12 protein-coding genes are annotated in these 11,556 nt (G+C 61.7%); 6 read left to right on the top strand and 6 right to left on the bottom strand.

Annotated features, from left to right (window positions below; translation table 11 throughout):
* Positions 1–157 precede the first annotated feature (157 nt).
* The 6 genes from tusD (at position 158) to AC1Q8Q_RS26125 (ending at position 3,626) form a co-directional block, all read left to right on the top strand.
* A complete protein-coding gene (tusD, locus tag AC1Q8Q_RS26150; protein ID WP_033042497.1) occupies positions 158–550 on the top strand; it encodes a sulfurtransferase complex subunit TusD in 393 nt (130 codons plus the stop codon).
* A gap of 1 nt (position 551) precedes the next feature.
* On the top strand, positions 552–914 hold the full coding sequence (tusC, locus tag AC1Q8Q_RS26145) for a sulfurtransferase complex subunit TusC (protein WP_020799592.1): 363 nt from the start codon (positions 552–554) through the stop codon (positions 912–914).
* On the top strand, positions 914–1,207 hold the full coding sequence (gene tusB / locus AC1Q8Q_RS26140; RefSeq protein ID WP_020799593.1) for a sulfurtransferase complex subunit TusB: 294 nt from the start codon (positions 914–916) through the stop codon (positions 1,205–1,207). Before tusC ends, tusB begins: the two co-directional genes overlap by 1 nt.
* Positions 1,204–1,539 carry a TusE/DsrC/DsvC family sulfur relay protein gene (locus AC1Q8Q_RS26135; RefSeq protein WP_008062047.1) on the top strand — a complete coding sequence of 112 codons (336 nt, stop codon included), beginning with the start codon at positions 1,204–1,206 and terminating at the stop codon, positions 1,537–1,539. Before tusB ends, AC1Q8Q_RS26135 begins: the two co-directional genes overlap by 4 nt.
* A complete protein-coding gene (locus AC1Q8Q_RS26130) occupies positions 1,536–2,537 on the top strand; it encodes a glycosyl transferase family protein (protein WP_492615706.1) in 1,002 nt (333 codons plus the stop codon). Before AC1Q8Q_RS26135 ends, AC1Q8Q_RS26130 begins: the two co-directional genes overlap by 4 nt.
* 90 nt (positions 2,538–2,627) lie before the next feature.
* Positions 2,628–3,626, top strand: a complete 999-nt coding sequence (locus AC1Q8Q_RS26125) for a glutathione S-transferase family protein (protein ID WP_492615705.1) — start codon at positions 2,628–2,630, stop codon at positions 3,624–3,626.
* A 131-nt stretch (positions 3,627–3,757) separates the two neighbouring features.
* On the opposite strand, the gene cysG is transcribed toward AC1Q8Q_RS26125, so the two are convergent.
* The 6 genes from cysG to AC1Q8Q_RS26095 form a co-directional block, all read right to left on the bottom strand.
* Positions 3,758–5,152: a siroheme synthase CysG gene (cysG, locus tag AC1Q8Q_RS26120; protein WP_492615704.1), complete on the bottom strand. Its 1,395-nt coding sequence runs from the start codon at positions 5,150–5,152 to the stop codon at positions 3,758–3,760.
* A complete protein-coding gene (gene serS / locus AC1Q8Q_RS26115) occupies positions 5,153–6,433 on the bottom strand; it encodes a serine--tRNA ligase (RefSeq protein WP_083349381.1) in 1,281 nt (426 codons plus the stop codon).
* A gap of 15 nt (positions 6,434–6,448) precedes the next feature.
* Positions 6,449–6,823 (bottom strand): fluoride efflux transporter CrcB, encoded by a 375-nt coding sequence (gene crcB, locus AC1Q8Q_RS26110; protein WP_020799521.1) that lies wholly within the window; start codon positions 6,821–6,823, stop codon positions 6,449–6,451.
* On the bottom strand, positions 6,823–8,145 hold the full coding sequence (locus tag AC1Q8Q_RS26105; RefSeq protein ID WP_020799522.1) for a replication-associated recombination protein A: 1,323 nt from the start codon (positions 8,143–8,145) through the stop codon (positions 6,823–6,825). The genes crcB and AC1Q8Q_RS26105 overlap by 1 nt, the downstream gene beginning before the upstream one ends.
* Positions 8,146–8,295: 150 nt before the next feature.
* Positions 8,296–8,919, bottom strand: a complete 624-nt coding sequence (gene lolA / locus AC1Q8Q_RS26100; RefSeq protein ID WP_008062032.1) for an outer membrane lipoprotein periplasmic chaperone LolA — start codon at positions 8,917–8,919, stop codon at positions 8,296–8,298.
* Positions 8,920–8,987: 68 nt separating this feature from the next.
* Entirely contained in the window at positions 8,988–11,429 is a 2,442-nt protein-coding gene (locus AC1Q8Q_RS26095; protein ID WP_020799524.1) for a DNA translocase FtsK, read from the bottom strand.
* Positions 11,430–11,556 lie beyond the last annotated feature (127 nt).

Here is an 11,556-nt window from a genome sequence, read left to right as displayed (position 1 = left end):
CGTCAACAGTCAGAATCGAGCCTTGTCCCTCCTCCTCCCTTCAAGTCCTACCATACAAGCGAGCCTGCTCGCGAAGGGGCCCACACCGGTAACATCGATTTAGCCCCTGCGCCGATAAAGCTTTATCATGGCCGCAGTTTCGCTGATCGAGTCCGCCATGAAGTTCGCCATCGCCGTATTTTCCGCCGCCCATGCGCCCTCTTCGCGCCGCGCCTTGCTGTTCGCCCAGGCGCTGCTTGCCGGCGGGCATGAGATTGTCCGGCTGTTTTTCTACCAGGATGGCGTTTACAACGCGTCCGGCAGCGTGGTCACACCCCAGGACGAGCTGGATGTGCCCCGGCAATGGCGCACCTTCGTCAGCGAAAACCAACTCGATGGCGTGGTGTGCATCGCCGCCGCCTTGCGCCGTGGCGTGTTGAACGAGGAGGAAGCCAGGCGCTATCAGCGCGAGGCTGTCGCCGTCGGCGCGCCGTGGGAATTGTCCGGGCTGGGGCAGTTGCATGACGCCGTGCAGGATGCCGACCGCCTGATCTGCTTCGGAGGTGCGTGAAATGGCCAAGTCCTTGCTGATCATCAGCCGCCAGTCGCCCTGGTCCGGTCCAGGCGCACGCGAAGCGCTGGACATCGTGCTGGCGGGAGGCGCCTTCGATCTGCCGATCGGCCTGCTGTTTCTCGACGACGGCGTGTTCCAGCTCGCCCCTCATCAGCACGCCAAGGCCCTGCAACAGAAAGACCTGAGCGCCAACCTGCAGGCGCTGCCGATGTTCGGCGTCGAAGAACTGTTTGTCTGTGCCGACAGCGCTGCCGAACGTGGCCTGGACCCAGGTGCCCTGGCACTGGAGGAAGCCCGCGTGTTGGCCGCCCACGAAATCACCGCACTCATTGACCATTACGACCAGGTGATCACCCTCTGATGTCGACTTTGCATGTGTTGTCTCATTCCCCGTTCGGCGACGACCGCCTGAACAGCTGCCTGCGCATAATCGGCGCCAACGACGCATTGCTGCTGTGCGGTGACGCCGCCTATGCCCTGCAGCCGGGCAGCGCCCCTTTCACGGCGCTGAGTGCGCGCGGCCTGGCCCTCTACGTGCTGGCCGAAGATGCCCAGGCCCGGGCTATCGAAGTTCCGGGTTGGGCTACGGCTGTCGATTATCCGGCCTTCGTCGAACTGTCGATCCACCACGCCAAGGTCAACAGCTGGTTATGAATGTATTGACGGTCGGCGCGCGCGCCATCGAGCTGGACAAGGACGGTTTTCTGCTGGAGCTCAGTGACTGGTCGGCAGACGTCGCCAGTGCCCTGGCCGCCGCCGAAGACATCGAGTTGAGCCCCGAGCACTGGGAAATCCTCGAACTGTTGCGCAGCTTCTACGCCGAATTCCAGCTGTCGCCGGCGACCCGGCCGCTGATCAAGTACACCGCATTGAAACTCGGCCCGGACAAAGGCAACAGCCTGCACCTGAACCGACTGTTCAAAGGCACCCCTGCCAAACTCGCCGCGAAACTGGCGGGCCTGCCCAAACCGACGAATTGCTTATGACCGACTACCCAGCGTTGACCCTCGAAACGCCCGCCGAGCACCCGTTCGCCCAATTCGTGCGCATCCTCGGCAAAGGCAAGCGTGGTGCCCGTGACCTGACGCGTGAAGAAGCCCGCGCCGCCATGGGCATGGTGCTTGACGACCAAGTCGAGGACACCCAGCTCGGCGCGTTCCTGATGCTGTTGCGCCACAAGGAAGAAAGCGCGCAGGAAATGGCCGGTTTTACCGAGGCCCTGCGCGAGCGCTTGCAAGCGCCGGCACTGGCGGTCGACCTCGACTGGCCGACCTATGCCGGCAAGAAGCGTCATCTGCCGTGGTACCTGCTGGCCGCCAAGTGCCTGGCGCAGAACGGTGTGCGGGTGTTCATGCACGGTGGCGGCGCGCACACCGCCGGTCGACTCTACAGCGAACAACTGCTCGATGAACTGAACATCCCGTTGTGCCGCGACTGGCAGCAGGTCGGCACAGCGCTGGACAACGGCGGCCTGGCCTTCATGCCGTTGGTGGATTGGGCGCCGCAACTGCAGCGCATGATCGACCTGCGCAACACCCTCGGCCTGCGCTCGCCGATCCACTCCCTGGCGCGCATTCTCAATCCGTTGGGCGCCCGTTGCGGCCTGCAAAGCATCTTCCACCCCGGCTATCAGGCAGTGCATCGCGATGCCAGCGGCTTGCTCGGCGACACTGCGATCGTGGTCAAGGGCGATGGCGGCGAGATCGAGATCAACCCCGACGCCGACAGCCACTTGTACGGCACCACCGGCGGCGAGAGCTGGGATGAGGAGTGGCCGCAACTGTCGAGCCAGCGCCACGTCAAACCCGCCAGCCTGGAACCGGCGCACCTCAAGGCGGTATGGCGCGGCGAAGTGGTGGACAGCTACCCGCAAATGGCCCTGATCTCGACCATGGCCCTGGCGCTGCGCGGCCTCGGCCATAGCCGCGAGCAGGCGTTCGAGACCGCCCAGAAATTCTGGGACGCGCGGGATAAATCGATTTAGTCGATCATAACCCGGCAAACTTTGCGCTATTTTATCGAACCTATCAGCATAGACTCCTCTCCAACGCTTATCGGTTGAGGAGTCTCGTAAATGGGTTTGTTAGTTGAAGGTCGCTGGCAGGACAAATGGTACGAAAGCAAGGACGGTACGTTCCAGCGTGAACAGGCGCAGCGTCGCAACTGGGTCACCGCTGACGGCCAACCGGGCCCCAGTGGTGTCGGTGGTTTCGCCGCTACGCCTGGGCGCTATCACCTCTACGTGTCGCTCGCCTGTCCCTGGGCCCATCGCACGCTGATCCTACGCAAACTCAAGGGCCTGGAAAGCCTCATCGACGTGTCGGTGGTCAGCTACCTGATGCTGGAGAACGGTTGGACGTTCGACAAGTCCCACGGCTCCACCGGCGACAAACTCGATCACTTTGACTTCATGCACCAGCGCTACACCGCCGACACCGCCGACTACACCGGCCGCGTCACGGTGCCGGTGCTTTGGGACAAACAACAGAAACGCATCGTCAACAATGAATCGGCGGAAATCATCCGCATGTTCAATGGCGCCTTCGATGAACTGACCGGCAATGACCTGGATTTCTATCCGGCACCGCTGCGCGGCGAGATCGACGCGCTGAACGAGCGAATCTATCCGGCCGTGAACAACGGCGTATACCGCGCCGGGTTTGCTACCTCGCAAACCGCCTATGAGGAGGCCTTCGATGAACTGTTCGCAGAACTGGATCGCCTGGAGCAGCTGTTAAGTGCCAATCGCTACCTGACCGGCGAGTACCTGACTGAAGCGGACATCCGCCTGTTCACTACGCTGATTCGATTCGACGCGGTCTATTACGGTCACTTCAAGTGCAACCTGCGACGCATTGCCGACTATCCGAACCTGTCGAATTGGCTGCGGGAGATTTACCAGTGGCCAGGGATTGCCGAGACGGTGGATTTCGAACACATCAAAAACCACTACTACGGCAGTCACAAGACCATCAACCCGACGGGGATCGTGCCGAAAGGGCCGCAGCAGGATTTCACCACGGCCCATGATCGGGAGCGGCTGAGCGGGAAAGGGGTTTGGCGCAGGGCCTGAAGGCTGATCGTTCCCATGCTCCGCGTGGGAATGCATCCCGTGACGCTCCGCGTCACAGCGTTAGAAGCGGAACGCAGAGCGTCCCTGGCGGCGTTCCCACGCAGAGCGTGGGAACGATCGGTTGCAGAGATTCAGACTTGTGATTGAGCCCCTTCAAACCACGCCAGTTTCTCGCGCAGTTGCACCACTTCTCCCACGATCACCAGCGTCGGCGCATGCACTTCATGCTCCGCCACCAGCCGTGGCAGGTCCGCCAGAGTGCCGGTAAACACCCGCTGATTGACCGTAGTGCCCTGCTGGATCAACGCCGCCGGGGTATCCGCACCGCGACCATGCTTGATCAACTGCTCGCAGATGATCGGCAAGCCCACCAGCCCCATGTAGAACACCAGGGTCTGCGCCGGCGCGACCAGGTCGGCCCACGGTAGATCGGTGGAGCCGTCCTTCAGGTGACCGGTGATGAACCGCACCGACTGCGCGTAATCGCGGTGGGTCAGCGGAATCCCGGCATAAGCAGCACAACCGCTGGCCGCCGTGATGCCCGGTACGACCTGGAACGGGATGCCATGGGCCGCCAATTCTTCGATCTCTTCACCGCCACGCCCGAAGATGAACGGATCGCCGCCCTTCAACCGCACCACACGCTTGCCTTGCTTCGCCAGGTCGACCAGTTGCTGGTTGATCTGGTCCTGCGGCACGGCGTGATCGGCGCGGCGTTTGCCGACATACACGCGCTCGGCATCACGACGGCACAACTCGATAATCGCTGGTGCCACCAAGCGGTCGTACAACACCACGTCGGCTTGCTGCATCAGGCGCAAGGCGCGGAACGTCAGCAGGTCCGGATCACCGGGACCGGCGCCCACCAGATACACCTCACCGGTGGCTACCGGCGCCTCTCCAGCAATCTTCGCCTGCAGCAATCGCTCGGCTTCCCCGCCCTGCCCGGCCAGTTGCCGGTCGGCAATCGGACCCTGGAACACGTCTTCCCAGAACGCACGACGTTGCTGCACGTCCGGGAACAGTTTTTTCACCTGGTGACGGAAACGTGCCGCCAGACCAGCCAGTTGACCATAGGTCGAAGGAATCCAGGTTTCGATCTTGGCGCGGATCAATCGCGCCAGCACCGGCGCGTCGCCACCACTGGACACGGCAATGATCAGCGGCGAACGGTCGACAATGGCCGGGAAGATCACGCTGCACAAGGCCGGCGCGTCCACCACATTGACCGGCACGCAACGCCGATGGGCATCGGCAGACACCTGTGCATTGAGCGTTTCGTCGTCGGTGGCTGCAATGATCAGCGCGCAACCGTCCAGGTCCGACTCGAGGTAACCGCGCGTCAGGCACTCGCCGGCGCTGGCGCTGACCAGCTCGCGCAGCTGGGTTTCGATTTCAGGTGCGACCACCCGCAGCAGCGCACCGGCATCGGCCAGCAGGCGGGATTTGCGCAAGGCAATTTCCCCCCCGCCGACGACCAACACACGACTGCCGCGAAGGTTATGGAACAGCGGCAGATAGTTCATTTAGCCGATGACCTCAAGGCCACCCATGTAAGGCTTGAGCACCTCAGGCACACGGATCGAACCGTCGGCCTGCTGGTAGTTTTCCAGCACCGCTACCAGGGTACGACCGACCGCCAGGCCGGAACCGTTCAGGGTGTGTACCAGTTCCGGCTTGCCGGTTTCCGGGTTACGGAAACGCGCTTGCATACGACGGGCCTGGAAATCGCCGCAGTTGGAGCACGACGAGATTTCACGATATTTGTCCTGGCTCGGAATCCACACTTCCAGGTCGTAGGTCTTGACCGCGCTGAAGCCCATGTCGCCGGTGCACAGCGCGATGGTGCGGTAAGGCAATTCCAGCAGTTGCAGGACTTTCTCGGCGTTGGCGGTCAGGCCCTCGAGCGCTTCCATCGAAGTCGACGGTTCGACGATCTGGACCATCTCGACCTTGTCGAACTGATGCTGGCGGATCATGCCGCGGGTATCGCGACCCGACGCACCGGCTTCACTGCGGAAGCACGGCGTGTGGGCAACGAACTTGATCGGCAGCAGTTTCGAATCGACGATTTCGCCGGCGACAATGTTGGTCAGCGACACTTCGGCGGTCGGGATCAGGTACAGGTCGGCTTCGCCTTCGCGCGCGATCTTGAACAGATCTTCTTCGAACTTCGGCAGTTGACCAGTGCCCTGCAGCGCCGGAGCCTGGACCAGATAAGGCGTGTAGGCCTCTTCGTAGCCGTGCTCGGTAACGTGCAGGTTGATCATGAACTGCGCCAGGGCGCGGTGCAGGCGCGCGATCGGGCCGCGCAGCAGGGCGAAACGAGCGCCGGACAGCTTGGCAGCGGTCTCGAAGTCGAGCCAGCCAAATTTTTCGCCCAGGGCGACGTGGTCCTGTACCGGGAAATCGAACGCGGTCGGCGTGCCCCATCGGCGCACTTCGACGTTGCCGTCTTCGTCGTCGCCAATCGGCACCGATTCGTGTGGCAAGTTGGGAATGCCGAGCACGATCGAGTCCAGCTCGGTCTGGATCGAGTCCAGCTCGGTTTTACCGGCACTCAACTCGCCCGCCATGCGCTCGACGTCTGCCATCAACGGGGCGATGTCTTCGCCGCGCTGCTTGGCTTGACCGATGGATTTGGAGCGCGCGTTACGTTCAGCCTGCAGTGCTTCGGTGCGGGTCTGGACGGTCTTGCGCTGTTCTTCCAGCGCTTCGATGCGCGCGACATCCAGGGTAAAGCCACGGGATGCCAGGCGGTCCGCTACGTCCTGAAGGTTGCTACGTAACAGTTTGGAATCGAGCATGTCGGTCTCTCGTTATCAAAGTTTGGTCAAGGACAGGCCAGCCCAGGTGGCGAGCAGCCCGCCGAATACGCTGATGGCAGCATAGCCCAGGGCTAGCGGCACCTGCCCGCTTTCCAGCAGGCGCACCGTATCCAGTGAAAAGGATGAAAAAGTCGTCAGCCCCCCGAGGAAGCCGATGATCAACCCGGCACGCACCTCGATGGGCACCTCCGGGCGTAGCAAAAACAGACCGTATAAAACGCCGATCAGCAAACAGCCGACGATATTAACGGCCAGCGTCGCGGTATAGAAGTGCCGCGGCCAATTAGCGTTGATCCAGTTGCCCGTGGCAAAGCGTAACAAGGTGCCGGCTACACCGCCGGCGGAAACCGCAAGGATCAAGGGGAGCACTATTTTCTCCGCTGCCGGGGGCTTAATCGGTCTAGTTTCGCCAGGTGATTGAGCTTTTCGCCAATCTTCAGCTCCAGGCCACGGGGCACTGGCTGGTAAAACGGGATCGGGTCAAGTTCTTCCGGGAAATAGTCTTCTCCGGCGGCGTAGGCATCAGGTTCGTCGTGGGCATAACGGTATTCGTCGCCATAACCGAGCTGCTTCATCAGCTTGGTCGGCGCATTGCGCAGGTGCAGCGGCACTTCCAGCGAGCCATGCTCGGCGGCGGCACGTAGCGCGGTCTTGAAGCCCATGTACACCGCGTTGCTTTTCGGCGCGCACGCCAGATAAGTAATGGCCTGCGCGACCGCCAGCTCGCCTTCGGGGCTACCGAGGCGCTCCTGCACTTCCCACGCCGCCAGGCACAGGCTAAGCGCACGCGGGTCGGCATTGCCGATATCTTCGCTGGCCATGCGCACCACGCGCCGGGCCAGGTACAACGGATCGCAACCGCCATCGATCATGCGCGCGAACCAGTACAACGCGCCGTCGGGGTTGGAACCACGCACGGATTTGTGCAGCGCGGAGATCTGGTCGTAGAACGCTTCGCCACCCTTGTCGAAGCGCCGGCGGGTATCACCGAGCAGGCTTTGCAGCAGATCGATGCCGATCTCGCTGTTGTCTTCGGCCAGGTCCGAGGCGTTTTCCAGCAGATTGAGCAAGCGCCGGCCATCGCCATCGGCGGCCGACAACAGCATCTGGAAGCCCTCATCGCTGAGGGTCAGGTTGCGCTTGCCCAGGCCACGCTCTTCGGTCAGCGCGCGGTGCACCAGTTTGCGCAAGGCGGCTTCGTCGAGGCTCTTGAGCACATAGACTCGTGCGCGCGACAGCAAGGCGTTGTTGAGTTCGAACGAGGGGTTTTCCGTGGTCGCGCCGATAAAAATCAGGGTGCCGTCTTCGACATATGGCAGGAACGCATCCTGCTGGGACTTGTTGAATCGGTGCACTTCGTCGACGAACAGGATCGTGCGTCGGCCGTACTGCGCGGCCTGCTGCTTGGCGATTTCCACCGCCTGGCGAATTTCCTTCACGCCGGCGAGCACTGCCGACACCGTTTCGAAATGCGCCTCCGATACTTCCGCGAGCAAACGCGCCAGGGTGGTCTTGCCTACGCCTGGCGGTCCCCAGAAAATCATCGAATGCAGGGCACCCTGCTCCAACGCTTCGCGCAAGGGCTTGCCGCGAGCGAGCACGTGTTCCTGACCGACGTACTCGTCCAGGTTGGTCGCGCGCAAACGGGCGGCCAAGGGTTGGGCGATCGGGGTGCTGCGAAACAGGTCCATCACTATTTCCGAAACCTCAATTGAACACCGTCCCCACTGTAGGAGCGAGCATGCTCGCGATGGTCGTCAACGATAACGCTGGCAACCTGACACCCAACGGTGTCCTTGAGTTCATCGCGAGCATGCTCGCTCCTACAGGGGTTTCGCGTTTTATTCCTGGATTACATCGGCACCCTTGGGAATGTCGAACTTGAACTTCGATGCCGGGATCGGCTCGTTAGCCTTCACCCCGGTGAACAGGATATTGGTGCGCTGGCCGACACTGTCGATCAGTTGCATGTCATTGACCAGGCCATTGCGGAACGACAGGCGCAGGCTGTCGAACAAGGTGTCCTTGGTCTTGGGCTTCAAGGTGAAGTCGATCACGCCACCGGCTTCCTTGGCGCTGATATCGAAGCTCTGGCTGATCTTCGACACGTCACCGGACAGCAGCAGCGCTGGCGTCTGGGTCAGGCGTTGATCGAGATTCTTGATGGTGGCCTGTTCCAGGTCCGGGTCCCACAGGGTGACCTTTTTACCGTCGGAGACCATGGTCTGCTCGGCAGGCGCATTGGTGTGCCAATAGAACAGGCCAGGGCGCTGCAGCGACATCTCGCCGGCAGTTTCCTGCAATTGGGTACCGGTGCCATCCAGGGTCAGTTGGGAGAAGCGCGCGGTCAGGGTCTGGGATTTTTCCAGCAATTGGGTCAGGCGTGCCACGTCCTTGTCATCGGCGTGGGCCGAGAGCGTGCTCAAAGCCAGTACCGGCAGCAACAGCATGCGGATCAGACGCATGGGAGTCCTCATAACATTCGTGGGAGTGCGGGCAGCGCCTTGGGGCGCCACCCCTTTTCAGTATCGGGTCAGTCGCGTACCGGGCCAGGGGCCAGGACTTCACGCGAACCGTTGGTGTTCATGGACGTCACGACCCCGGCCATTTCCATGGCTTCGATCATGCGCGCGGCGCGGTTGTAGCCGATCTTCAGCTTACGCTGTACCGCGGAGATGGACGCGCGACGGCTTTCCAGGACGAACTGCACTGCTTCGTCATACAGCGCGTCGGCCTCGGGATCATCGCCGTCGCCGCCACCGCTGCTGCCTTCAAAGCCGCTGCCGGCCTCTTCGACACCGTTGAGGATGTCGTCGTTGTATTCCGGCGCGCCGCGCAGTTTCCAGGCCTCGACCACGCGGTGAACCTCATCGTCGGAAACGAACGCACCGTGAACCCGGATCGGCAGGCTGGTACCCGGTGGCATGTACAACATGTCACCGTGACCCAGCAATTGCTCGGCGCCGCCCTGGTCGATGATGGTCCGCGAGTCGATCTTGCTCGACACCTGGAACGCCATGCGCGTGGGGATGTTGGCCTTGATCAGGCCGGTGATCACGTCCACCGAAGGACGCTGGGTCGCAAGGATCAAGTGGATACCTGCCGCCCGCGCCTTTTGGGCGATACGCGCGATCAGTTCTTCGACCTTCTTGCCGACAATCATCATCATGTCGGCGAATTCGTCGACCACCACGACGATGGTCGGCAGTTTCTGCAACAGCGGCGCTTCGTCGTGGATGCTTTCGCGCTTGTACAACGGGTCGCTCAATGGCTCGCCGGCGTCCTGCGCCTCCTTGACCTTGGCGTTGAAGCCGGACAGGTTACGCACGCCCATCTTCGCCATCAGCTTGTAGCGCCGCTCCATCTCGGCGACGCTCCAGCGCAAGGCGTTGGCGGCGTCCTTCATGTCGGTGACCACCGGGCACAGCAGGTGCGGAATGCCTTCATAGATCGACAGTTCGAGCATTTTCGGGTCGATCATGATCAGCTTGGCGTCTTCCGGGCCGGACTTGAACAGGATCGACAGGATCATCGCGTTCACCCCCACCGACTTACCGGAACCGGTCGTACCGGCCACCAACAGGTGCGGCATCTTCGCCAGGTCGGTGATCACCGGCTTGCCGCCGATGTCATGGCCCAGGGCCAGGGTGACCGGGGACTTGAAGTTGTCGTACTCGGGGGTCGACAGCACTTCAGAGAAGCGCACGATCTGCCGGTCTTCGTTGGGAATCTCGATACCGACCGTGGTCTTGCCCGGAATCACTTCCACCACACGCACGCTGGTCACGGCCAGGGAACGCGCCAGGTCTTTCGCCAGGTTGGAGATACGGCTGACCTTGACCCCGGCCGCTGGCTGGATCTCGTAACGGGTAATCACCGGACCCGGGTGGATCGAATCCACGTTGACTTCGACGCCGAATTCCTTGAGCTTGATTTCCAGCAGGTGGCCGACGGCCGCCAGGGACTCGGGCGAGTAATTGAGTTGCTTCTTTTCCGCCGGGTCGAGAATCGAGATCGGCGGCAAAGTGCCCTCCACGGCGCTGTCGACGAACAACGGCGCCTGCTTTTCTTTTTCCACGCGCTTGCTCGGCGCTGGCGGCTTGGGTGGCGCTGGGGCAATCACCGGTGGCACCTGCTTCTCGCGCTCGGACATGTGCTTGCTCAGGGCCTGCTCGCGCTCGATCAGGCGTTCCTTGACCTTGGCCTGTTCGCGCTTGTCGGTGACGGTTGGCGCGACCACGTCGTGCACGCGCTCATCGACTTCACGCAGCTGCGCCACCAGTTGCTTGCGCTCGGTACGGGCTGCCCACCAGCGATTGGCGGCACCCTGGAACAGCTCGAACAGGTCGAGGGTGATCTTGCCGGTAACGTCCATCACCTTGAACCATGACAGGTCGGTGAATACCGTGAGACCGAACAGGAACAAGGCGATGAACAGCAGCGTGCTGCCCTGGATGTTCAGCGCGTTCTTCGCCAGGTCGCCAAGGCTCTCGCCCAGCGCTCCCCCAGCGCCAGCCGGCAGACCGGTCGCGGCATGGAAATGAATATGCGCCAGCGCGGCACCGGACAGCACCAGGAACACCAGGCCGATCAGGCGCCAGGAGAACAGCCAGCCGCTCCACTCCCATGGCTCGTGGCGTTGGCGGAAGATCTGATAGGCCTTGATCGCCAGCAATAACGGGAAGATATAGGCAAAGTAACCCAGCACCATGAACAGGATATCGGCGCTGTAGGAACCCGCCGGGCCGCCGAAGTTTTGAACGTCCTCGATCTTGCTGTTGTGGCTCCAGCCCGGATCGTCCTTGCCATAGGTCAGCAAGGCCATCATCAGGAACAGGCACAACGCACCGATGGCGATCAATGCACCTTCCTTGAGGCGGTAGTGCAGGTGCTGACGCCAGAGTGGAACAACTGTTTTGGGTGCTGCGGTGGATTTCTTCAAAACCTGTTTTTCCTGCGCCAACGGCGCGTCCATCTGTTGAATGACTATAAAACTGCCCAATCCAGGCAGGTAAAAAAGTTAACAGGCGTAACCGGGACTACTTTTAACACTGCGCATCGGTTTTCATAAACACGAAATGCGATGCCGATTTTGTTACAAA

This window comes from Pseudomonas sp. GW823-FHT06B06 (assembly GCF_058795195.1).
This window is presented reverse-complemented; position numbering and strand designations above follow the sequence as displayed.